At 71.9% G+C, this 21,092-nt stretch carries 22 protein-coding genes; 12 read left to right on the top strand and 10 right to left on the bottom strand.

The window, feature by feature from the left end; translation table 11 throughout:
- Positions 1-41 precede the first annotated feature (41 nt).
- Positions 42-1,271 carry a citrate/2-methylcitrate synthase gene (locus BGO91_RS08595; protein ID WP_290472352.1) on the bottom strand — a complete coding sequence of 410 codons (1,230 nt, stop codon included), beginning with the start codon at positions 1,269-1,271 and terminating at the stop codon, positions 42-44.
- Positions 1,272-1,331: 60 nt separating this feature from the next.
- Here BGO91_RS08595 and BGO91_RS08590 point away from each other — a divergent pair, with 60 nt between their 5' ends.
- Positions 1,332-2,477 carry a citrate synthase gene (locus BGO91_RS08590; protein ID WP_290472351.1) on the top strand — a complete coding sequence of 382 codons (1,146 nt, stop codon included), beginning with the start codon at positions 1,332-1,334 and terminating at the stop codon, positions 2,475-2,477.
- Here the strand turns inward: BGO91_RS08590 and BGO91_RS08585 are convergent.
- Positions 2,455-2,907 (bottom strand): anthrone oxygenase family protein, encoded by a 453-nt coding sequence (locus tag BGO91_RS08585; RefSeq protein WP_290472350.1) that lies wholly within the window; start codon positions 2,905-2,907, stop codon positions 2,455-2,457. The two genes, BGO91_RS08590 and BGO91_RS08585, sit on opposite strands and share 23 nt — an antisense overlap.
- A 101-nt stretch (positions 2,908-3,008) precedes the next feature.
- Entirely contained in the window at positions 3,009-3,263 is a 255-nt protein-coding gene (locus tag BGO91_RS08580; RefSeq protein WP_290472349.1) for a hypothetical protein, read from the bottom strand.
- A 70-nt stretch (positions 3,264-3,333) separates the two neighbouring features.
- Between BGO91_RS08580 and BGO91_RS08575 the strand changes: the two genes are divergently transcribed.
- Complete coding sequence (locus tag BGO91_RS08575) at positions 3,334-4,017, top strand: putative glycolipid-binding domain-containing protein (RefSeq protein ID WP_290472348.1); 684 nt, start codon at positions 3,334-3,336, stop codon at positions 4,015-4,017.
- A gap of 21 nt (positions 4,018-4,038) precedes the next feature.
- Here the strand turns inward: BGO91_RS08575 and BGO91_RS08570 are convergent, their stop codons facing one another.
- The 3 genes from BGO91_RS08570 to BGO91_RS08560 are packed head-to-tail and all read right to left on the bottom strand — an operon-like array spanning position 4,039 to position 8,335.
- The gene (locus BGO91_RS08570) at positions 4,039-5,340 is read right to left on the bottom strand and encodes an MFS transporter (protein ID WP_290472445.1); all 1,302 of its coding nucleotides are present in this window, start codon (positions 5,338-5,340) and stop codon (positions 4,039-4,041) included.
- Between the two features lie 44 nt (positions 5,341-5,384).
- Positions 5,385-5,828, bottom strand: coding sequence for a hypothetical protein (locus BGO91_RS08565; protein WP_290472347.1), 444 nt, complete (start codon positions 5,826-5,828; stop codon positions 5,385-5,387).
- A gap of 5 nt (positions 5,829-5,833) precedes the next feature.
- A complete protein-coding gene (locus BGO91_RS08560) occupies positions 5,834-8,335 on the bottom strand; it encodes an ATP-dependent DNA ligase (RefSeq protein WP_290472346.1) in 2,502 nt (833 codons plus the stop codon).
- 75 nt (positions 8,336-8,410) lie between these two features.
- On the opposite strand from BGO91_RS08560, the gene BGO91_RS08555 reads away from it, so the two are divergent.
- Together BGO91_RS08555 and BGO91_RS08550 are read left to right on the top strand one after the other, a co-directional pair.
- Entirely contained in the window at positions 8,411-9,298 is an 888-nt protein-coding gene (locus BGO91_RS08555; RefSeq protein WP_290472345.1) for a Ku protein, read from the top strand.
- Positions 9,295-10,263: a DNA topoisomerase IB gene (locus BGO91_RS08550; protein ID WP_290472344.1), complete on the top strand. Its 969-nt coding sequence runs from the start codon at positions 9,295-9,297 to the stop codon at positions 10,261-10,263. Before BGO91_RS08555 ends, BGO91_RS08550 begins: the two co-directional genes overlap by 4 nt.
- A gap of 19 nt (positions 10,264-10,282) precedes the next feature.
- Here BGO91_RS08550 and BGO91_RS08545 read toward each other — a convergent pair whose 3' ends face one another.
- Entirely contained in the window at positions 10,283-11,698 is a 1,416-nt protein-coding gene (locus BGO91_RS08545; RefSeq protein WP_290472444.1) for an MFS transporter, read from the bottom strand.
- A gap of 297 nt (positions 11,699-11,995) precedes the next feature.
- Here BGO91_RS08545 and BGO91_RS08540 point away from each other — a divergent pair, with 297 nt between their 5' ends.
- A complete protein-coding gene (locus tag BGO91_RS08540) occupies positions 11,996-12,907 on the top strand; it encodes a sigma-70 family RNA polymerase sigma factor (RefSeq protein WP_290472343.1) in 912 nt (303 codons plus the stop codon).
- Between the two features lie 65 nt (positions 12,908-12,972).
- Here the strand turns inward: BGO91_RS08540 and BGO91_RS08535 are convergent, their stop codons facing one another.
- Positions 12,973-13,314, bottom strand: coding sequence for an ATP-dependent DNA ligase (locus BGO91_RS08535; protein ID WP_179701892.1), 342 nt, complete (start codon positions 13,312-13,314; stop codon positions 12,973-12,975).
- 80 nt (positions 13,315-13,394) lie between these two features.
- On the opposite strand from BGO91_RS08535, the gene BGO91_RS08530 reads away from it, so the two are divergent.
- Positions 13,395-14,900: an SDR family oxidoreductase gene (locus BGO91_RS08530; protein WP_290472342.1), complete on the top strand. Its 1,506-nt coding sequence runs from the start codon at positions 13,395-13,397 to the stop codon at positions 14,898-14,900.
- Here BGO91_RS08530 and BGO91_RS08525 read toward each other — a convergent pair.
- Positions 14,875-15,438: a MarR family transcriptional regulator gene (locus BGO91_RS08525; RefSeq protein ID WP_290472341.1), complete on the bottom strand. Its 564-nt coding sequence runs from the start codon at positions 15,436-15,438 to the stop codon at positions 14,875-14,877. The genes BGO91_RS08530 and BGO91_RS08525 overlap by 26 nt on opposite strands.
- A 90-nt stretch (positions 15,439-15,528) precedes the next feature.
- Here BGO91_RS08525 and BGO91_RS08520 point away from each other — a divergent pair, with 90 nt between their 5' ends.
- The 6 genes from BGO91_RS08520 to BGO91_RS08495 are packed head-to-tail and all read left to right on the top strand — an operon-like array spanning position 15,529 to position 20,656.
- Positions 15,529-16,632, top strand: coding sequence for a polyprenyl synthetase family protein (locus BGO91_RS08520; RefSeq protein ID WP_290472340.1), 1,104 nt, complete (start codon positions 15,529-15,531; stop codon positions 16,630-16,632).
- The gene (locus BGO91_RS08515) at positions 16,629-17,534 is read left to right on the top strand and encodes a squalene/phytoene synthase family protein (RefSeq protein ID WP_290472339.1); all 906 of its coding nucleotides are present in this window, start codon (positions 16,629-16,631) and stop codon (positions 17,532-17,534) included. Before BGO91_RS08520 ends, BGO91_RS08515 begins: the two co-directional genes overlap by 4 nt.
- Positions 17,531-19,132, top strand: coding sequence for a phytoene desaturase family protein (crtI, locus tag BGO91_RS08510; RefSeq protein ID WP_290472338.1), 1,602 nt, complete (start codon positions 17,531-17,533; stop codon positions 19,130-19,132). Before BGO91_RS08515 ends, crtI begins: the two co-directional genes overlap by 4 nt.
- Entirely contained in the window at positions 19,129-19,458 is a 330-nt protein-coding gene (locus BGO91_RS08505) for a lycopene cyclase domain-containing protein (RefSeq protein ID WP_290472337.1), read from the top strand. The genes crtI and BGO91_RS08505 overlap by 4 nt, the downstream gene beginning before the upstream one ends.
- On the top strand, positions 19,455-19,781 hold the full coding sequence (locus BGO91_RS08500; RefSeq protein ID WP_290472336.1) for a lycopene cyclase domain-containing protein: 327 nt from the start codon (positions 19,455-19,457) through the stop codon (positions 19,779-19,781). The genes BGO91_RS08505 and BGO91_RS08500 overlap by 4 nt, the downstream gene beginning before the upstream one ends.
- Complete coding sequence (locus tag BGO91_RS08495) at positions 19,778-20,656, top strand: prenyltransferase (RefSeq protein ID WP_290472335.1); 879 nt, start codon at positions 19,778-19,780, stop codon at positions 20,654-20,656. Before BGO91_RS08500 ends, BGO91_RS08495 begins: the two co-directional genes overlap by 4 nt.
- A 21-nt stretch (positions 20,657-20,677) precedes the next feature.
- Here the strand turns inward: BGO91_RS08495 and BGO91_RS08490 are convergent, their stop codons facing one another.
- Positions 20,678-21,058: a VOC family protein gene (locus tag BGO91_RS08490; protein WP_290472334.1), complete on the bottom strand. Its 381-nt coding sequence runs from the start codon at positions 21,056-21,058 to the stop codon at positions 20,678-20,680.
- Positions 21,059-21,092 lie beyond the last annotated feature (34 nt).

Raw genomic sequence — 21,092 nt, 5'->3', positions numbered from 1 at the left:
GCGCGCAAGCGCAGACGTCCCGGGATGCAGCACACGCATCCCTACAGCGGTCCGGTGTAGCGCCCGACCGGACGCAGGCGGAGGGCCGGCTCGCCGTACTCGGCGAGGGCGTGCACCACGAAGCCGACCGCGCGCGCCGTGGCGAAGATCACCTCGCCCGCGTCGTCGCGCATCCCGTGCGCGAGCGTGATCGCGCCGAGCGCGAGGTCGACGTTGGGGAGCGCCCCGGCGCGGTCGCGCAGCAGGGCGGAGACCGCCTCCACGGCCGCGAGGACCGGCGTCGCACCCGCCTCGGCGGCCAGCCTGCCGAGCAGGGCGCGGGCCCGGGGGTCGCCGTCGGGATACAGCGGCTGGCCGAAGCCGGGGACGGGCCCGGCCGCTCCCACGACGGCGTCGGCGACGACGCGGGCGGGGTCCTCTCCGTCGACCACCCGGGCCAGCAGCCGGTGCGCCGCGCGGCTGGCGTTGCCGTGCAACGGGGAGTCGAGGGCGCCCATCCCGGCGACCACCACGCCGTACGGGGTCGCCCGGGCGGAGGCGGCCGCCCGGGCCGCGAGCGTCGATACGGCGAGATCGTGGTCGACGAGCAGGACCAGGGCGGCGTTCAGAACGGCGACCACATCCGGGGTCGGAGGCGTCGCGGCGAGCCGGCGGTGGAGGCGTAGTGCGAGTGCGTCGTCCTCGGTCTCACTCGCGTCGTCGTGCGCCACGACAGGCAGCACGGCGACCATCCCCGCCACCATCCGTTCGGCGGCTCCCGCCACGGTGGTCGGGTCGAGGGAGGTCCGCAGCGGGTCGGCCGCGGCGAGTGCGGTCACGGCGATCAGCTGGCGATCGCGGTCCGCCGCCGAGGAGGGCAGCGCGTCGGCCGCTCGACGCGCGGCCGCCATCCCGCCACCGGGGGAGAACCTCGCCTCCGCGTCCCACGCACCGGTGAGCGCCCACCGCGCGACGGTCTCGAACGGCTCGGCCGCAAGGTCGACGGCGCGGCGCCCGCGGTAGAAGAGGTCGCCGTCCTCGATGAGGGCGAAGCCCGTCTCGATGACCATGAGCGGGCGGCCGTCCGATCGCCCGGTCGCCGGACTGCCCGGCGCGGAGCGGCGCCGGCGCCCCGCCGCGAACCGCTCGACCTCCAGCGGGTCGAACGACGAGCCGTCCGCCGTGCGGTCGCGCGCGAGCTTGCCGCGGGCCACGTAGGCGTAGAGGGTCTCGAGTTTGACCCCGAGGCGTTCGGCGGTCTGCTCGGCGGTCAGGCGGGGGAGGGCATCCATGTTGATCCGATCAACGTTGACGTAGTGAAAATCCACGCTCACACTACCCTCATGGACCGGATGAACGACACCCTGATCGACGTCCCGCGCGGACTCACCAATGTGGTGGCCGCCAGCACCGCGCTCGGCGACGTGCGCGGGCAGGAGGGCTTCTACCACTACCGCCAGTACCCGGCGATCGAGCTGGCGCGCGATCACGCCTTCGAGGAGTCCTGGTACCTGCTGCTCAACGGCGAGCTGCCCGATGCGGAGCAGCTCGCGGCGTTCCGCGCGCGGACGGCGGAGGCGCGACGCATCCCCGGCCCGGTGCGCGAACTCCTCCCGGCCATCGCCCGCCTGACCGCCGGGGACGCCCTCGCCGGCCTGCGGATGGCGCTGGATGCCGTCGCCGCCGCCGACGGCATCCGCCCGGTGTACGACGAGGACCCGGAGGCGCGGCTCACCGACGCGATACGTGCGGCGGCCGTGACGCCGGTGCTGCTCGCGAGCCTGCACGCCCTCGCCGAGGGGCGCGTGCCCCTGGAGCCGCGTGACGACCTCGGCCACGTGGCCGACTACCTGTATCTCGTCACCGGCGCCGAGCCGGATCCCGAGCGGGTCCGCGCCCTCAGCGCCTACATGACCGCCGCGATCGACCACGGCTTCAACGCCTCCACTTTCACGGCCCGGGTCATCGCCTCCACCGGCGCCGACCTCGTCGCCGCGGTCGTGGGCGCGCTCGGAGCGCTCTCGGGCCCGCTGCACGGCGGCGCGCCCAGCCGCGCTCTCGACACGCTCGACGCGATCGGCACCCCCGGCCGCATCGACGAGTGGATCACGCAGACGGTCACCTCCGGTGGTCGCGTCATGGGCTTCGGCCACGCCGTGTACCGCACCGAGGACCCGCGCTCGCGGATGCTGCGGGAGGTCGCCCTCGGCTTCGGCGGACCGCGCGTCGACTTCGCGGTGCGGGTGGAGGAGCGGGTGCAGCAGCTCCTCGCCGAGCTCAAGCCCGGCCGCGAGCTGCACACGAACGTCGAGTTCTACGCCGGGATCGTGATGGAGCTGTGCGGCATCCCGCGGGCGATGTTCACGCCCACCTTCGCCGCGGCGCGCGTCGTCGGCTGGTCGGCGCACGTGCTCGAGCAGGCGGCGGACGGGAAGATCCTCCGCCCCTCCGCCCGCTACGTCGGACCCGAGCCGGTCAGACCGCCAGTGCTCCGATGAGGGCGGCGCCGCCGGCCAGCGACACCAGGCCGCGCAGACCGTTCGCCCGGCGCCAGCGCTGCGCGAACGCCGCGTAGTCGCCGTCGCGGGCGAGCCGGTTGTTGAGCGGGACGTTGACCGCGCCGGTGATCAGGAAGGCGGCCACCGCGAGCACGGCACCCACGAGCGCGAGCACCGCGTCGGCCTCCGGCAGCCTCCCGAGCGTGAGGACGGCCGCGACCACGGCCAGCACGGGGGATGCGAGGAAGAACAGCAGGAAGGACGACCGCGGCGCGCGCACGTTGATGCGGTTCATGACCGACGCGGCCTCCGCTGGTGGCGTGTCCCCGAGCGCGGGCATCACCATCGCGCTGAAGCCGACGTAGACACCGCCCGCCACGGCGGTGGCGAGGGCGGCCAGCCCGGTCACGATCGAGGTCGCTGCGTCCATGCGGCGAGCGTATCGTGCCGGGTGGACGGAGGCGATGGCGATGCGCGGAGCCGCTCGGTGCGTCGCGCGGGTCGTGGCCGGCGACTTCGTTCGTGGCGCGGCTATGTCTCGTTGGGATCCGTGCCGGAGAGCCGGGCGAGGAGGCGTTCGCCTCCAGCCCGGGGGATCTCGACATACAGGACGTACGTGCGGTCGTCGGCGTGCCGATCTGCCCACTCGAGGCACTCGACGACGGAGGCGGCCTCGGTGAGCCGCCATTCGTCGGACGCGCCATCGGCATCGTGGAAATAGACGCGGTAGGCGTCCGGCTCGAGTTCCAGGCTGATGGTTCGCGGGTCCACGGTGGAGGCCTGCACGACACGTCTCCTCATCTGCGACCGGCGCGCGCCGTCACCCCGACGGCGGTCGATCGAGGTCGCTGCGTCCATGCGGCGAGCGTATCGTGCCGGGTGGACGGAGGCGATGGCGATGCGCGGAGCGGTGCGGCACGTGGAGTGGGTCGGCGACGAGGATCCGGAGCGGCTGGAGGCGGCGACGGTCACGCTGGCGCCGGACCGGCTGGACGCCCTCGGCGTCTCGCGCACGACGGACTACGTCACGAGCTGGTCGCTCGAGACCGGTCCCGACTGGGTGACGACCCGGCTGGACGTCTCGGTGACGGGTCGCGGCTTCACCCGCTGGCTCGTGCTGACGCGGGATGACCGAGGCCGGTGGGTGAGCGAGAGCTGGGCGCACGGGGTGACCGCCTTCCACGGTGAGCCGCTGGCGGAGCCCGGTCTGGCCGAGCCCGGCGGCGTCGACGGGGCGCTCGACTGCGATCTCGCTCTCTGCCCGGTCACGAACACGATGCCGATCCTGCGGCTCGGAGCACTGCGCGGCGTGGAGGAGACGGAGCTCACGATGGCGTGGGTCGACCTCCCGAGCCTGGAGGTGCGGGCGAGCCGGCAGGTCTACAGCACGATCGAGCCGTTCGACCCCGCGAGCGGGCGCGGCGTGGTGCGCTACCGGAGCGCCGACCGGGACTTCGTCGCCGATCTGGGCGTGGACGAGGACGGCCTCGTGATCGACTACCCGCGGCTCGCCCGGCGCATCCGCACCCGCACCCGCTGAGCCTGTTGGCAGCCGCTGACGCTACGGGGTCGGGTCGAGCGCGTCGTAGCGCCGGAACGCGCCCTGCACCCGCACGACGGTCGCGACGAGCACGATGATGAGCAGCCCGCCCAGCAGCGGCGGGAACCAGAGGGCGCCGGTGAGGGCCAGGAGGCCGATGTAGAGGTCGCCGAGGCGCGGGCCGCCGGTCACGACCACGGTGAACACGCCCTGCAGGCGGCCGCGCATCGTGTCGGGGGCGGACGCCTGGAGGATCGTCATCCGGAAGATGGAGCTGATGTTGTCGGCGGCGCCGGAGGCCGCGAGCAGCAGGGTCGCGAGCACGAGCGCCGGGAGGTTGGCCTGGGCGATGGAGGTGCCGCCGCCGTTCCAGCCGCCGATCGCGACGACGGCCAGAACGATCCCGAAGCCCAGGATGCTGGCGCCGTAGACGAGGATGGCGCGCTCCACGGCGCGCCCCTGCCAGCGGACGTGCCCCAGTCGGCCGGAGAAGACGCTCGAGACGAGGGTCCCGACCGCGCCTGCGGCGGTGAGGATGCCGACCGTCACGGGGCCGCCGCCGATCAGCAGGGCGCCGACGGCGGGGAAGAGTGCGCGGGGCTGGCCGAAGGTCATGGCGATGAGGTCGAGCACGAACGTCATGCTCAGGTTCGGGGCAGAGCGCAGGAAGCGCAGGCCCTGGAGCACGGAGGCCAGTCCGGCGCTCTGCCGCTCGCCCTCGGGGACGATGGAGGGCAGCGTGAAGATCCCGAGGAAGGCCGCCGTGAAGAGGAGCACGTCGGCCGTGTAGGTCCAGGCGATGCCGACGGTCGCGACCAGCACACCGGCGAGGGCGGGGCCGACGGTCACCATCACACCCATGCTGATGCCGCCGAGGGCGCTCGCCGCGGGCAGCAGCCGGGTGGGGAGGAGGCGCGGCGTGATCGCCTGCCGCGTGCTGCCGATCATCACGGATGCGACCGCGTTGATGGTGGTGAGCACGTACAGCGGCCACACCACCTGGATGTCGAGCCAGGCGAAGACGGCGATGCCGGCGGTCGAGGCCCACGCGACGATCGCCGTGACGAGCGCCACGAGGCGGCGGTCGAAGGCGTCGGCGAGCACGCCGCCGTAGAGGCCGAAGACGATCATCGGGCCGAGCGCGAAGAGGGCGACGAGCGCCACCGCGAGGGTCGAGCCGGTGAGGTCGTAGATGTGGAGGCCCACGGCCACGATGGTCATCTGACCGCCGATGCCCGAGATGGCACCGCCGAGCCAGAGCCGCGCGAACGCGGGGGACTCCTTCAGCGGGGTGAGATCGACGAAGTGGCGCCGGCGGGCCAGCGTCGTATCGTCGGGCTCCTTCGTAGCCGGAGCGTCGTCCGGACTCAGAAGCGGGGCTTCTTGCTGAGCGCGACGGCGGCGGTCGAGAAGACGACGCCGGCGGCCATGATGGTGAAGGTCACCGCCTGCAGCACGGTCTGCCAGAACGGCTCGAACGGAGTGACGGACACCCAGAGCCAGAGCACGGCGCCGATGAGGGTGATCACGTAGCTGAAGGTCTTGCGGGCGGCGATGGCGTTGATCGCGACGACCGTGCCGGCGACGAAGACCTGGAAGAGCGGGAGGCCCGCTCCCGGGTTGCCGCTCCAGGTCGCGATGAGGCTCCAGATGCCGAAGACGATGGTCGCCAGGACCACGACGGTGGCGATGACCGAGCCGAGCGCACCGGGGAGGGTGGCGCTGAGGCTGCGGACGAGCGGGCCGTGCTCGTCGTCGGCGGTGACGGCCTCGGTGTGGGCCGCGGTGGGGGCGGTAACGTTCGTGCTCACGACGACTACCCTACCTCCCGCACGACCTCCTCCGGCGACTTGTCGGGCCGCAGGCCGCGCCAGGAGGGCTGACGCAGGCGGTCGGTGCCGGTCCACTCCGCGAACTCGACCTCGCCGACGTGCTCGGGACGCACCCAGTTCGCGCCGCGGGCGTCGGCGGAGGGCACCCCCTCGAGCGGGCTCGTCTTGCGCGGGTGCGCGGCCAGCAGGGCGGCCAGCCGGTCGAGGTCGGCGTCCGAGAAGCCCGTGCCGACCTTGCCGACGTAGCGCAGCTCGTCTCCGTCCGGGATGCCGAGGAGCAGCGCCCCGAGGGTCCCGGCGCGCCGGCCCGTTCCCGGGGTCCAGCCGCCGATGATGACCTCCTGGGCCAGATGGTGCTTGATCTTGATCCAGGAGCGGGACCGGCGCCCGGTCGAGTACGTGCTGTCGCGGCGCTTGGCCATCACGCCCTCCAGTCCCAGCTCGCGCGACGACGAGACGGCGTGGGCGAGATCGCCGGCGAACGCGGGAGGGACCTGGATCGGGTCCCCGCTGGGCGGCTGCAGTGCGTCCTGCAGGGCGGTTCGCCGCTCGTCGTAGGGCGTGCGGCGCAGGTCGTGCCCGTCCCGCTCCAGGATGTCGAACACGAAGTAGTGGGCGGGTGCCCGCTCGGCCGCCGCCGTCACCTCTGCGGGACGCGTCAGCCCCATCCGGGACTGCAGGAGGCCGAAGTCCGGGCGTCCGCGCGGCGTGAGGGTGACGATCTCGCCGTCGACGACGAGGTCGTGGCCGCCCGCGAGCGCGACGAGCCCCGCGAGGTCCGGATAGGTCGCGGTGACGTCGTTGCCGTTGCGGGTGGTGAGCCGCAACCGGTCGCCGCGCACGACGGCGATGGCACGGATGCCGTCCCACTTCATCTCGAACGCCCAGTCGTCCTCGTCGTCGACGTCCTTCTCCGAGCCGAGGGTCGCGAGCATGGGGGAGACGGGCGTCTCGGTGATGCGCTCCGTCGTCGCGGTCTTCGTCTTCGCCGCGTCCGGCTTCGCCTTCGCCGCAGCCTTCTTCGTCGTCGCCGCCGGCTTCTTCTCCGCGCCCTCCCCGTCGTCCTTCATCAGGTGGATGAGCCAGTTCTTCTCGTCGCCGTCGCGGCCCCCCGTGCGGATGAGCGCGAACTTCCGCGGTTCGCCGCCCAGGCCGCCGTCGGACTGTCCGTGCAGCGTGACGATCACCTCCGCGTCCCGCCACTTCTCGAGCTCGTACTCGCCGTGGTCCCAGATGTCGACATGGCCGGCTCCGTACTCGCCGTGCGGGATGTCGCCCTCGAACGTCCCGTACTCGAGGGGGTGGTCCTCCACGTGCACCGCGAGGTGGTTCTGCTTCGGGTCGACGGGCGGGCCTTTCGGCAGCGCCCAGCTGACGAGCACGCCGTCGTGCTGCAGGCGGAAGTCCCAGTGCAGTCGCCGGGCGTGGTGCTCCTGGATGACGAACGAGCGGCCGTCCACCGCATCCGGGCTGACCTCCGGCACCGGCTCCGGCGTTTTCGCCGCGTCGCGCTTGGAGCGGTAGGTGGTGAGCCGGTCGCCGCCGCTGTCGGGCAGCTGCTCGGCGTCCGGATGCCCGGCCTCCGCCGTCCCGCCGGTCGCGAGCGCAGCCAGCGGGTCGCCGTGCTTCTTCACGCGCTCGAGCACCTCCTCGTACTCCAGGTGCCGCAGGTCCTTGGACGCCAGCTCGCGCCAGGTGCGCGGCGCCGCGACGGTCGGCCGGAGCCGCCCGCGCAGAGAGTAGGGCGCGATCGTGGTCTTCGCGCCGTTGTTCTGGCTCCAGTCCACGAGGACCTTGCCCGCGCGCAGCGCCTTCTTCATGTCGCTGACGACGAGGTCGGGATGGTCGGCCTCCAGCGCCCGCGCCAGCTCGTGGGCGACCGCGGAGATCTGATCGCTCGTCTGCGACCCGTCGAGCGGGGTGTAGAGGTGGATGCCCTTCGAGCCGGAGGTCACCGGCAGCGGGTCGAGCCCCATGTCGGTCAGGATGCCGCGCGCCAGACGGGCGACCTCGGCGCAGTCGGCCAGCGTCACGCCCTCGCCCGGGTCGAGGTCGAGCACCATGCGGTCCGGGTTGCGCCGCGCGTCACCGCGTCCGACGCGCCACTGCGGCACGTGGATCTCCAGCGACGCGATCTGCGCGAGCCAGACCAGCGTGGCCCGGTCGTTCACCAGCGGGTAGGTGTTCTCGCTGGTCTTGTGCGTGATGGTGCGCTGCTTCACCCAGCTCGGGGTGGAGGCGGGGTCGAGGTTCTTCTGGAAGAACACCTCGCCCGGGTGGTCGGCCGTGCCCACCCCGTGCACCCACCGCTTGCGGGTGGCGATGCGGTCGCGGGCGTGCGGGATCATCGCCTCCGCGATCGCGTGGTAGTACCCGATCACGTCCGCCTTGGTCGTCCCGGTCTCCGGATACATGACCTTGTCGAGGTTCGTGAGCTTCAGCCGGTGACCGTCGATCGAGACGGTCTCGGTGTCGTCCGCAGCCATGCGCCCACCGTACGCCGGGGAACATCCTTCGATCACTGGTTGAAATCAGGGCGATGCGCGGACACGATAGAGCGCATGAGGGCCATATGGACGGGTGCGATCACCTTCGGGCTGGTCAACGTGCCGGTGAAGGTCTACAGCGCGACGGAGGATCACGACGTCGCGCTGCACCAGGTGCACGACGCCGACGGCGGGCGCATCCGGTACCAGCGCCGGTGCGAGATCGACGGCAAGGTCATCCCGTACGAGCACATCGCGAAGGCGTACGACGACGGCGACCGGACGGTGATCCTCACCCCGGACGACCTGGCGTCGCTCCCGGCGGAGCGCAGCCGCGAGATCGACGTCGTCGAGTTCGTGCCGAACGAGCAGATCGATCCGATGATGCTCGACCGCAGCTACTACCTCGAGCCCGACTCCAAGTCGCTCAAGGCGTACGCCCTCCTGCGCAAGACGCTGGAGGACGAGGACCGCACCGCGATCGTGAACTTCGCCCTGCGCCAGAAGACGCGGCTGGCCGCTTTGCGCGTGCGGGGCAACGTCCTCGTGCTGCAGACCATGCTCTGGCACGACGAGATCCGGGAGGCCGACTTCCCGGCCCTCGACACGTCGCCCCGCATCACCGAGCGCGAGCTGAAGCTCTCGGCCGCCCTGATGGAGAGCTTCGCAGGCGACTTCGAGCCGGAGAAGTTCACCGACGAGTACCAGGAGGAGCTGCGTCGCCTCATCGACGCCAAGCTCGAGCAGGGCGAGAGCATGGACACCGCCGAGACCTTCGGCGAGGAGCCGGAGAAGGCGAAGGGCGGCGGCGAGGTGATCGACCTCATGGAGGCGCTGCAGCGCAGCGTCGAGCGCAGCCGGTCGACCAAGGAGCCCGCGAAGAAGGCCCCCGCGAAGAAAGCGGCCGCCAAGAGCTCCGTCGCCAAGAGCGCTCCCGCGAAGAAGGCGAAGAAGCCCGCGTGACGCGCCTGCGCCGTAGCGATCCGTCCGGTCCGGGATATCACCGTCGTGCCAGCAAGAAGGGTCCGGTCTACGAGGACGAGGCCGGCAATCCCATCGTCGACGAGCGCGAGCTGGAGCGCATCCGCTCGCTCGTGATCCCGCCCGCGTGGGAGGACGTGTGGATCTCGCCCGACGCGCGCGGGCACATCCAGGCCGTCGGTACCGACCAGGCCGGGCGCCGGCAGTACCGCTACCACGACTCCTGGCGCCTCCACCAGGACCGGGTGAAGTTCGAGCGCGCCGCCCAGCTGGCGGAGACGCTGCCGTCGGCCCGCCGCAAAGTGACGATGGACCTCCGCCAGGAGGGCTTCGGCCGCGACCGCGTGCTGGCCGCCGCCTTCCGCATCATCGACCTCGGGAGCGTCCGCATCGGCAGCGAGGAATACCTGCACGCCAACGGGAGCCGCGGCCTCACCACCCTGCTCTGCCGGCACGCCCGCGTCGACGGCGACGAGATCACGCTGACGTTCCCCGCCAAGTCCGCCCAGAAGTGGACCAGCACGATCGTCGACGCCGACCTCGCCGAGCTCCTCACCCAGATCCAGTCGCTGCGCGGCCAGCGCTCCCGGCTGCTCTCCTGGAAGGACGGCACCTGGCACACCCTGCGCCCGGCCTCCCTCAACGAGTACATCCGCCGCCAGACCGGCGGCGAGTTCACAGCGAAGGACTTCCGCACCCTCCACGGCACGATCGTCGCGGCGGAGGCGCTCGCCGCACTGGGCACGAGCGACACGGAGTCGCGCCGCAAGAAGCGCGTCACCGCGGCCGTGAACGAGGCGGCCGCCGCTCTCGGCAACACCCCCGCGATCGCCCGCAACAGCTACATCGACCCGCGCGTCTTCGACCGCTACCGCCAGGGCGAGGTCATCGACACGGCGGGCGGTCGCGTGCCCGAGCCGGCGCTGCTGGAGCTCCTCGCGAGCTGACCGGCAGCGCCGACGCCGGTCACTTCGCGGGCTGCGCCTTCGTCTCCGCCGAGAGCGGCTGCGCGATGTCCTCCAGCGAGCGGCCCTCCGCGGCGATCCCGAGGAAGAGCTCGACGAGGCCGGCCGCGATCATCAGGCCGGCGCCGATGTAGTAGCCGATGACGACGGAGTGGATGCCGCCCTCGATCAGGTTCCCGAACAGGATCGGGCCGATGATGCCGCCGAGGCCGGTGCCGACCGCGTAGAAGAAGGCGATCGACATGGCCCGGGTCTCCATCGGGAAGATCTCGCTCACCGTCAGGTAGGCGCTGCTGGCGCCGGCGGAGGCGAGGAAGAAGACGACCATCCAGCACGCGGTCAGCCAGAAGGCGTCGAGCGCGCCGGAGTCGAACAGGAGGGCGGTGCCGACGAGGAGGATGCCGCTGCCGACGTACGACAGCGTGATCATGAACTTGCGGCCCACGGTGTCGAAGAGGTGGCCGAGGATCATCGGGCCGAGGAAGTTGCCGATCGCGATCGGCACGAGCGCCCACGGCGCGACGTCGTCCGGCACGTGGAGGAGCTTCGTGAGTACGAGGGAGTACGTGAAGAAGACGGCGTTGTAGAGGAACGCCTGGCCGATGAAGAGCGACAGCCCCAGCACGAACCGCTTGGGGTAGCGGGTGACGGCGGTGCGCACGATCTCGCCGAAGCCGGTCGAGCGGCGCTGGCGGATGTCGATGCCCTTGTCGTCGGGGACGACGGGGAGGGATTCGCCGCTCTCCTTCTCGATGTCGTGCTCGATCCCGTCCACCAGCTTCTCGGCTTCCTGGTCGCGACCGTGGATGAAGAGCCAGCGCGGCGACTCGGGCACGTTGCGGCGCACGAGCAGGATCACGAGGCCGAGCACGGCGCCCAGGCCGAACGCGATGCGCCAGCCGATGTCGGCGGCGAAGAGCTGCTCGTTCAGCAGGAAGACGGTGAGCACCGCGCCGAAGGCGGTGCCGAGCCAGTAGGAGCCGTTGATCGCGAGGTCGACGAGGCCGCGGCGGCGGGCCGGGATGAGCTCGTCGATCGCGGAGTTGATCGCCGCGTACTCGCCGCCGATTCCGGCGCCCGTGAAGAAGCGGAAGACGAAGAACATCCAGGGGGCGACGGAGAACGCCGTGAGCACCGTCGCCACGAGGTAGAGCCCCAGCGTGAGGATGAAGAGCTTCTTCCGGCCGAATCGGTCCGTGAGGTACCCGAACACCAACGCGCCGACGCACGCGCCGGCGACGTAGATCGCCGCGGCCAGACCGACCTGGGCGGTCGTCAGGCCGAGACCGCTGTCCTGCTCGGTCAGCCGGCTGCCGATCGCGCCGACGATGGTCACCTCGAGGCCGTCGAGGATCCACACGGTGCCGAGACCCAGCACGACGAGCCAATGGAAGCGGGACCAGGGGAGGCGGTCCATCCGCGCGGGGATGAGCGTGCGGATCGTGGACAGTGTCGGTTGCTGGGAACCCGGTGTACGTGTACTCACGAAGGTCACCGTACGATCCGTGGGTATTTCCCGGGAGGACCTTGACACGACCGGCGAAAGAGAGCAGGGGGTTGGCGATTAGCGCATCGCCGCGTACCCTGTCAACCCCTTGTTGGGGGACAGGGGCCCCTGCCTACTCTGAGTGTGCGGCGATCCCGGATGACCCCGGCAGCCGCAGCCGAAACACCGAGGCAACGCACGACAGTACGAGCTGAATGGGATGACACGATGACTGTGCTCGAAGTGACCAGCGACCCGGTACGCGACTACCTGAACTCGATCGGACGGACGCGACTGCTGACCGCCGACGAAGAGGTGGCGCTCGCCAAGCGCATCGAGGTGGGAGTCCTCGCCGGAGAGCGCCTGAGCAAGCGACCGGGACTCACCGCCCGAGAGAAGCGCGAGCTCCAGTACCTCGCCGACGACGGCAAGCGCGCGTTCGAGCGCTTCATCGAGGCGAACCTCCGCCTGGTGGTGAGCATCGCCAAGCGCTACTCGGGCCGCGGCCTGCCCGTGATGGACCTGATCCAGGAGGGCAACCTCGGCCTCGTCCGCGCGGTCGAGAAGTTCGACTACCGCACCGGCAACAAGTTCTCCACCTACGCGACGTGGTGGATCCGCCAGTCGATCCTCCGCGGGATCGCCGACACCGCGCGCATGATCCGCATCCCCGTCCACACGGTCGAGAAGATCGACAAGCTCGACCGCATCCGCCGCGACCTCGGCGGCGAGCTGGGCCGCACGCCCACCCTCGAGGAGATGGCGGAGGCCGCCAACCTCACCGAGGCCGAGGTGCACAAGCTGCAGATGAGCGACTCCGAGACCGTCTCGCTGGCCGTCCCGGTCGGCGAGAACGAGGGCGCCGAGCTCGGCGACCTGATCGAGGACGACGACTTCCCGACGCCCCCCGAGGCCGTCGAGGTCGTCTTCCGCCACCGCGACCTCGAGGAGCGCCTGCGCGACCTCCCGCCGCGCGACGCCAAGGTGGTCCGCATGCGCTTCGGCCTCGACGGCCAGAAGCCGATGACGCTGGACGAGGTCGGCGAGGTCTACGGCATCACCCGCGAGCGCGTCCGTCAGCTCGAGACGCGCAGCCTCAAGCGCCTGCGCAGCCCCGAACTGCTCGAGTACCTGCGCTGAGCGCGCGCACACGAGACGAGGACCTCGTGCTCCGTCGAGCGCGGGGTCCTGTCGTCTGCGGGGGACTACTTGCCGGGAGGGGAGTCCGAGTCGACCTCGTCGGCGCCGAGCGCCCCGATCTCCTCGGTCAGCTGCAGGCCGGCCGAACTGTTCGACGAGATGGTCAGCGCCTCCAGCCACGTCTTGTTGATCTTCGGCTGACGGCCGCCGCTGTAGCGGAACAGCAGGGGGACGGCGGGGTCGATCCAGATCGCGCTCCGGCCGTCGCCGACGCTCTGCTCATCCCGCCAGGAGAAGAAGAACCCCTCCTTGCGCCGGAGCTTCAGACCGATCACGATCTGCAGGTGCGCGAGGACGCGGTCCTCGAAGCCGATCTCGGTCGTGCCGGCGTATACGAGCTTGCCCATGCCAGAACCGTACATGACGCCGGCGTCATGACCGCACCGGCCCCGGTTGCGGGTCGCGCGCCTCGGCGTATGGTCGGCGCATGACCCCGCAGCGCGTACTCGTGACCGGAGCGACCGGGTACGTCGGAGGGAGGCTCGTCCCGCGACTGCTCGACCGCGGCCACACCGTGCGCGTGCTGGCGCGCTCGCCGCAGAAGCTGGCCGACGTGCCCTGGGCCGGCGACGTCGAGGTCGTCCAGGGCGATCTCGGCGATCCGGACTCCGTCGCCCGGGCGATGGAGGGGATCGACGTCGTCTACTACCTGGTGCACTCGATGCGCGCTCGCGGCGACTTCGAGGACGAGGAGTCGGAGGCGGCCCGCACGGTGGCGACCGCGGCCGAGGAGGCGGGCGTGCGCCGCATCGTCTACCTCGGCGCGCTGCATCCCGAGGGGCCGCTCTCGCGGCATCTCCGCTCGCGCGTCGCCGTCGGCCGCATCCTGCTGGACTCCGGCGTTCCGACGATCGTGCTGCAGGCGGGGGTCGTGATCGGGTCGGGCTCGGCGTCGTTCGAGATGATCCGCCACCTCACCGAGGTGCTGCCGTACATGCCGGCGCCGAAGTGGGTGCGCAACCGCATCCAGCCCATCGCGATCCGGGATGTGCTGCACTACCTCGTCGCGGCCGCGGACCTGCCGCCCGAGGTGTCGCGCGCGTTCGACGTCGGCGGACCCGACATCCTGCGCTACGGGCAGATGATGAACGGCTTCGCGGTCGAATCGGGGCTCCCGCAGCGGCCGATCGCCTCGCTGCCGGTGTTCACGCCGTGGCTCGCGTCGCAGTGGGTGAACCTCGTGACGCCCATCCCGCGCAGCCTCGCCGTGCCGATCATCGAGTCGCTGCAGTACGACTGCGTGATGCACGAGCACGACATCGACGGCGTCATCCCGCCGCCCGAGGGAGGCCTGACCGGCTACCGCACGGCCGTCCGGCTCGCGCTGGCGCGCATGCGCGACGGCGACGTCGAGACCACCTGGCGCAACTCGTCGGTGGCGGGCGCGCCGAGCGATCCGCTGCCGAGCGACCCGGAGTGGGCCGGTCACACCGTGTACACGGATGTGCGGGAGCGCACCTCCGACGCCGCCCCGCCGGAGCTCTGGCGCGTGGTCGAGGGCATCGGCGGGGAGCGCGGCTGGTACTCGTTCCCGCTCGCCTGGGCGCTGCGCGGCTGGATGGACAAGCTGGTCGGCGGCGTCGGGCTGCGACGGGGGCGGCGCGACGCCGACCGTCTCTCCACGGGTGACGCGCTCGACTGGTGGCGCGTGGAACGCGTCTCGCGCGGCCCCGAGGGCGGCGACCTGCGATTGCGGGCCGAGATGCGCGTCCCGGGGCGGGCGTGGCTCGAGCTGACCGTCACTCCCGGGCCGGACGGGGGCTCCCGCTACCGGCAGCGGGCGGTGTTCTTCCCGCGGGGACTCGCGGGGCGGCTCTATTGGTACTCGATCCTGCCGTTCCACGGCGTGATCTTCAACGGCATGGCGAACCGCATCGTCACCGAGCCCGACCGGCTGCGGTCGGTCGTCAGTCCTCGGCCGGCGGCGGGGTGACGACGGTGGTCGCACTGAGCTCCGTCAGGAACCGTGTGACCACCGCACGCTCGTCGGGCGTCAGCGATCGCGCCACCTCGAAGCGCCGCGCGTGCTGCAGACCCATCGTGCGGCGCACCTCGCGATGCGTCTCCGGGGTGATCTCCACGGTCACGGCCCGGCGGTCCGTCGGATGCGGGCGGCGCACGACGTGGCCCGACGCCTCGAGCCGGTCCAGCAGCTTGGTCGTGGAGGCGGTGGAGATGTGGAGGTGCTCGGCGAGCGCGCCCGCGGTCACCGCGACGCCCGCGTTCATCGAGGCGATGACGTACCGCAGGGCCTTCATGTCGGTCTCGTTGAGCCGCATCTTGCTGCGGGACTCGAAGCTGAGCCGCTGCTCCGCCTCGCGCCAGCCGCGGATCGCGCTCAGCACGCCCACGATCTCGGTGAGCTCGGATTCCGAGAGGTCGTCGTGGCGGACGAGCTCCTGCCGGGGGTCGATGACGCGCGGGTCGATCATCGACCCGGAGATGCGGCGCGCATCGTCCCTGGAGCTCATGCCGACATCTTATGCGACGAGTAAGATGCGTGCTAAGTTATTTTCTATCTTGGCTAGCTATTATGGTCGTTCGCACACGAGGAGGTCCGGATGACCCGCTTCGATTCCCGCATCGACCGGCCGGGGCCCGTCCGGATCCCGCCCGCCGACATCGAGGGCGGCCTCGCCGCGGTGGATGGCCGGCTCGCCGCCTTCTTCGCGGAGCGCATCGCCGCCTCGGCCGCCTACGGCGACGACTACCAGCACCTGTGGTCGAGCGCCCGCGCCGCCGCCGACGGCGGCAAGCGGATGCGCCCGCGGTTCGTGCTCGCGGCCCTCGCCGCTCTCGGCGGGGAGGTGGACGCCGCCGCGATCGACACCGCCACGGCATTCGAGCTCCTGCACACGGCCTTCCTGCTCCACGACGACGTGATCGACGGCGACACCGTGCGCCGGGGGAGGCCGAACCTCTCCGGCGAGTTCGCGGCCGACGCCGCAGCACAGGGCACGCCACGTCCGCAGGCGCGCCTCTGGGGCGAGTCCGCGTCGATCCTCGCGGGGGACCTGCTGCTGCACGCCGCGACGGCGCTCGTCGGCCGCCTCGACATCCCCGCCGCCGCGCGCGGCCGCCTTCTCGACGTCCTCGACCACTCGGTCGTCGTCACCGCCGCGGGTGAGCTGGCCGACGTCGGCCTCGCCATCGGACTGACCACCCCGTCGTTGCCGGCCGTGCTCGGCATGACCGAGCGCAAGACGGCCGCCTACTCGGTCGCCGGCCCCGTGATGGCCGGCGCGATCCTCGCCGGCGGCGACGACCGGCTGCTCGCGGTGCTCGCCGACTACGGCCGGCTCGTCGGGACGGCGTTCCAGCTCGGCGACGACCTCCTCGGGGTCTACGGCGACCAGGAGAGCACCGGGAAGAGCGTGCTGAGTGATCTGCGCGAGGGCAAGAAGACGACGCTCATCGCCTTCGCCCGCACCACCGACGGCTGGCCCGAGATCGACGCGGACCTGGGGCGCGACGACCTGACGGCGCAGGAGGCGGCCGCGCTCGCGGCCGCGCTCGAGCGCTGCGGCGCCCGCCGCTTCGTCGAGCGCCTCATCGCCGACCACGTCGAGCAGGCGGTCGACGCGATCGACGTGCCCGAGGTGCCGTCGGCGCTCGCCGCGGAGCTCACCACCATCGCCCGCAGCTGCGTCGGGAGGATCCGATGACGCGCACACCCGTCGCCTCCACGCCCTCGGCCGCCGCACAGCCGACCGATCTCGCGCTCTACACGCGCGCCGCCCACGCCGGCGCCGCGACCATCATCCGCGAGTACTCGACCTCGTTCGGGATGGCGACCCGGCTCCTCGGCGCCGAGGTGCGCCCGCGGGTGGAGGACGTGTACTCGCTCGTCCGGGTCGCCGACGAGATCGTCGACGGCGCGGCCGCCGAAGCCGGTCTCTCCGTGGCCGACCAGCGCGACCTCCTCGACGCCCTCGAGGCCGACACGGAGCGGGCGATGCGGACCGGCTACAGCGCCAACGTGGTCGTCCACTCGTTCGCCGCGACCGCCCGCGCCTCCGGTTTCGGCGCCGAGCTCACCCGCCCGTTCTTCGCGTCCATGCGACGGGACCTCAGCCCCGTGGACTTCACGGCCGAGGAGCTCCGGGCCTACATCTACGGCTCGGCCGAGGTGATCGGCCTGATGTGCCTCGCCGCCTTCCTCGCGGGGCGTCCCGTGGCCGACGACACCCGGCGCCGGCTGGAGCTGGGTGCGCAGCGGCTCGGGTCGGCCTTCCAGAAGATCAACTTCCTCCGCGATCTGGCCGTCGACTACGCCGAGCTCGGGCGCAGCTACTTCCCGGGGATCGACCCCTCCCGGCTGACCGAGCGGCAGAAGCTCGCCCTCGTGGTCGACATCGACTGCGACCTGGGTGCCGCCGCCGACGTGATCCCCGAGCTGCCCGACAACTGCCGCCGCGCGGTGCTCGCCGCCCACGGCCTGTTCGCGGAGCTGAGCGACCGCATCCGCTCGACGCCGGCGAACGAGCTGCTCGCCCGCCGCGTCAGCGTGCCGACGCGCACCAAGCTCGCGATCCTGGTCCGGGCCGGCGCGGGGTCCTGGCGGTGACCGCGCCGCAGCGCGTCGTCGTGATCGGCGGTGGGATCGCCGGACTCGCGTCGGCGGCGCTCCTGGCCCGCGACGGCCACGACGTGACCCTGCTCGAGCAGTCCGCCGTCGTCGGCGGACGCGCAGGCTCGTGGGAGCACGACGGGTTCCGCTTCGACACCGGTCCCTCCTGGTACCTCATGCCGGAGGTCTTCGACCACTTCTTCGCCCTGATGGGGACCAGCACGGCCGAGCAGCTCGACCTCGTCACCCTGGACCCCGGGTACCGCGTCTTCTCGGAGGACGGGAGGCCGCCGCTCGACGTCCGCGCGGACGGGGCCGCCAACCGTGCACTGTTCGAGAGCGTGGAGCCGGGGGCGGGCGCGGCCCTCGACCGGTACCTCGCCGGCGCGCGCGAGACCTACCGGATGGCCGTCTCCTCGTTCCTCTACGGCACCTTCGCGTCCTTCCGCCCTCTGCTGACCCGCTCGCTGCTGCGCCGCTCCGGCCGGCTGCTCCGGCTGCTGCTCGAACCGCTGGACCGGTACGCCGCCGGCTTCGTCCGGGATGTGCGCCTGCGGCAGATCCTCGGCTACCCGGCGGTGTTCCTCGGCACCTCTCCCGACCGGGCGCCGAGCATGTACAGCCTGATGAGCCACCTCGACCTCGACGACGGGGTCCGCTATCCGCTGGGCGGCTTCACCGCGCTGATCGGGCGGGTCGCCGCACTCGCGACGGAGGCCGGGGCGAGCATCGTCACCGGCGCGCGGGTGACCGCGATCCGCACCGCGGGCGGCCGTGCCGGGGCGCGGGCGACGGGGGTCTCCTTCATCGACGCCTCCGGCGCCGTCCGCGAGCTCGACGCTGACGTCGTGGTCTCGGCCGCCGACCTCCACCACACCGAGACGCGGCTGCTCCCGCCCGAGCTGCGCACGCATCCCGAGCGCGTCTGGGAGAAGCGCAACCCCGGACCAGGCGCCGTGCTCGTCATGCTGGGCGTGCGCGGCACGCTCCCGCAGCTGACGCACCACAATCTCTTCTTCACGACCGATTGGGCCGCCAACTTCGAGCGCATCTACGGGTCGGAGCCCGGCATCCCCGACCCCGCCTCCCTCTACGTCTGCATGCCGAGCGAGACCGATCCGGGGGTCGCGCCCGAGGGATACGAGAACCTCTTCGTGCTCGTCCCCGTCCCGGCCGACGAGTCCATCGGCTCGGGCGGCCTGGAGGGCGCGGGCGACCGCCTCGTCGAACGCACGGCGGACGCCGCCATCGCGCAGGTCGCGGCGTGGGCGGGCATCCCCGACCTCGCCGACCGGATCGTCGTCCGCCGCACGGTCGGGCCCGGGGACTTCGCCCGGGACGTCAACTCCTGGAGCGGCGGCGCGCTCGGACCGGCGCACACCCTGCGGCAGAGCGCCTTCTTCCGCCCGGGCAACGCCTCGGCGCGCGTCGACGGGCTGTTCTACGCGGGCTGCTCGACCATCCCGGGCATCGGGCTGCCGATGTGCCTGATCAGTGCCGAGCTCGTCGTGAAGCGGATGCGCGGCGACGTCTCCGCCACCCCGCTGCCCGAGCCGCTCGTCGCGACGGCCTCGCGGTCGGAGCGCGTGCCGTGAGCCTGATCTACCTGGGCGCCCTGCTGGTCTCGCTCGCGGCCATGGTCCTGCTCGACCGCCGGTTCCGGCTCGTCTTCTGGCGGGACGCCCGACGCGCAGCGATCACCCTCGCCGTCGGCCTGGCGTTCTTCCTCGCCTGGGACGCGGCCGGCATCGCCCTCGGCATCTTCGCCCGCGGCGGATCCCGCTACATGACGGGCATCGAGGTCGCGCCGGAGCTGCCGCTGGAGGAGATCTTCTTCCTCCTCTTCCTCTGCTACCTCACACTGGTGCTCGTGTTCGGCGGCCGCACCCTCCTCGACCGGCGGAAGGCGGAGCGCTCGTGACCTACCTGTGGCTCAGCCTGGCCTTCCTCGCCGTGGCCGCGGTGGTCCTCGTCGTCGCCCTCACGCGGGCGCGCGATCGCCGCAGCCTCGTCCGGCGCTGGTGGCTGCCTGTGACGATCGCCGGCGTGCTGATCGCGGTGCTGACCGCGGTCTTCGACAACCTCATGATCGGCATCGGCCTGATGACCTACGGCGGCGCCCACCTGACCGGCCTGCGGCTCGGGCTCGTCCCGATCGAGGACTTCGCGTATCCCCTCGCCGGGCTCCTCCTGCTCCCGGCCGTCTGGCTCCTGCTCCGCCGGCGATCGGGGGAGGAGGGATGACCACGGCCACCGCACCCGCGCCCTGGCGGCAGCTGCTGATCGCGTCCCGGCCCGTCAGCTGGATCAACACCGCCTTCCCGTTCGCCGCCGCGTACCTGCTCGCCACCGGGCACGTCGACCTGACGCTGGTGATCGGGACGCTCTACTTCCTCATCCCGTACAACCTCACGATGTACGGCGTGAACGACGTCTTCGACTACGAGTCCGACCTGCGCAACCCGCGCAAGGGCGGAGCAGAGGGCGCGCTCCTCGACCGCGGGATGCACCGGCGCACGCTGGTCGCCTCCGCGGTGAGCAGCGTCCCGTTCCTGCTGTACCTCGTGATCGTCGGGTCGCCGCTGTCGTGGCTCGTCCTCGCGGCGAGCGTCTTCGCCGTCCTCGCCTACTCGGTGCGCGGGCTGCGGTTCAAGGAGGTCCCGTTCCTGGACTCCGCGACCTCCAGCTTCCACTTCAGCAGCCCGGCGCTCTACGGCCTGGTGCTGGCCGGCGCGGTCTTCACCCCGCAGCTCTGGCTGCTGCTCCTGGCGTTCTTCCTCTGGGGCGTCGGCAGCCATGCGTTCGGCGCCGTGCAGGACGTGGTGCCCGACCGCGACGGCGGCATCGCCTCCATCGCCACCGTGCTCGGCGCGGCCCGCACGACCCGCTTCGCCATTGGAGCGTGGGCGCTCGCCGGCGTCTGCGTGCTGTTCACCGCCTGGCCGGGACCGCTCGCCGCGATCTTGGCCGTGCCCTACATCCTCGCGGCCGCGCCCTATTGGTCGGTGCCGGATGCGCGGTCGAGCGCCGCCAACCGGGGCTGGCGGCGCTTCCTCTGGATCAACTACGCGTGCGGTTTCGCGGTGACGCTCCTGCTGATCGGCTACGCCCTCCGCTGACGCCCGCGCCGCCGCGCGCTCCTAAGAGCGCGCCGGGAGCTGCTGGAGCGACCAGGCGTTGCCGTCCGGATCAGTGAAGGTCACGAACCGGCCCCAGGCGAGGTCCGCGACGCCCTGCGCGTCGACGCCGTTCTCCTGCAGGTGCGCGAGTGCCTCGTCGGCGTCCGGGATGACGATCTGCAGCCCCTGCATGGTGCCGGGGGTCATCTCGGAGAGCCCCTCGCCGAACGCGATGGAGCATGCGGAGCCGGGAGGCGTCACCTGCACGAACCGCAGGGTGGGGGAGACGCGCTGGTCGTGGTCGGCGTTCCAGCCGAGCGTGTCGACGTAGAACGCCTTCGCGCGGTCGACGTCGCCGACGGGGAGGATGATGAGCTCGATGCGCCAGTCGCTGATGGCCATGATCTGCCTTTCTGTCCGTGTCTTCCGGTGTGTC

The organism is Leifsonia sp. 71-9, from assembly GCF_001898805.1.
GTDB lineage: Bacteria > Actinomycetota > Actinomycetes > Actinomycetales > Microbacteriaceae > Leifsonia.
The sequence above is the reverse complement of the archived record's forward strand: the minus strand, read 5'-3'. Positions and strand labels throughout refer to the sequence as shown.

Coding starts and splice junctions, on each gene's coding strand:
- BGO91_RS08575 (WP_290472348.1), top strand. CDS start 3,334: ATGCGGCGAGCGTATCGTGCCGGGTGGACGGAGGCGATGGCGATGCGC.
- BGO91_RS08590 (WP_290472351.1), top strand. CDS start 1,332: ATGAACGACACCCTGATCGACGTCCCGCGCGGACTCACCAATGTGGTG.
- BGO91_RS08520 (WP_290472340.1), top strand. CDS start 15,529: ATGACCCGCTTCGATTCCCGCATCGACCGGCCGGGGCCCGTCCGGATC.
- BGO91_RS08545 (WP_290472444.1), bottom strand. CDS start 11,698: ATGGACCGCCTCCCCTGGTCCCGCTTCCATTGGCTCGTCGTGCTGGGT.
- BGO91_RS08495 (WP_290472335.1), top strand. CDS start 19,778: ATGACCACGGCCACCGCACCCGCGCCCTGGCGGCAGCTGCTGATCGCG.
- BGO91_RS08515 (WP_290472339.1), top strand. CDS start 16,629: ATGACGCGCACACCCGTCGCCTCCACGCCCTCGGCCGCCGCACAGCCG.
- BGO91_RS08490 (WP_290472334.1), bottom strand. CDS start 21,058: ATGGCCATCAGCGACTGGCGCATCGAGCTCATCATCCTCCCCGTCGGC.
- BGO91_RS08535 (WP_179701892.1), bottom strand. CDS start 13,314: ATGGGCAAGCTCGTATACGCCGGCACGACCGAGATCGGCTTCGAGGAC.
- BGO91_RS08595 (WP_290472352.1), bottom strand. CDS start 1,271: ATGGATGCCCTCCCCCGCCTGACCGCCGAGCAGACCGCCGAACGCCTC.
- BGO91_RS08585 (WP_290472350.1), bottom strand. CDS start 2,907: ATGGACGCAGCGACCTCGATCGTGACCGGGCTGGCCGCCCTCGCCACC.
- BGO91_RS08525 (WP_290472341.1), bottom strand. CDS start 15,438: ATGAGCTCCAGGGACGATGCGCGCCGCATCTCCGGGTCGATGATCGAC.
- BGO91_RS08540 (WP_290472343.1), top strand. CDS start 11,996: ATGACTGTGCTCGAAGTGACCAGCGACCCGGTACGCGACTACCTGAAC.
- BGO91_RS08560 (WP_290472346.1), bottom strand. CDS start 8,335: ATGGCTGCGGACGACACCGAGACCGTCTCGATCGACGGTCACCGGCTG.
- BGO91_RS08530 (WP_290472342.1), top strand. CDS start 13,395: ATGACCCCGCAGCGCGTACTCGTGACCGGAGCGACCGGGTACGTCGGA.
- BGO91_RS08555 (WP_290472345.1), top strand. CDS start 8,411: ATGAGGGCCATATGGACGGGTGCGATCACCTTCGGGCTGGTCAACGTG.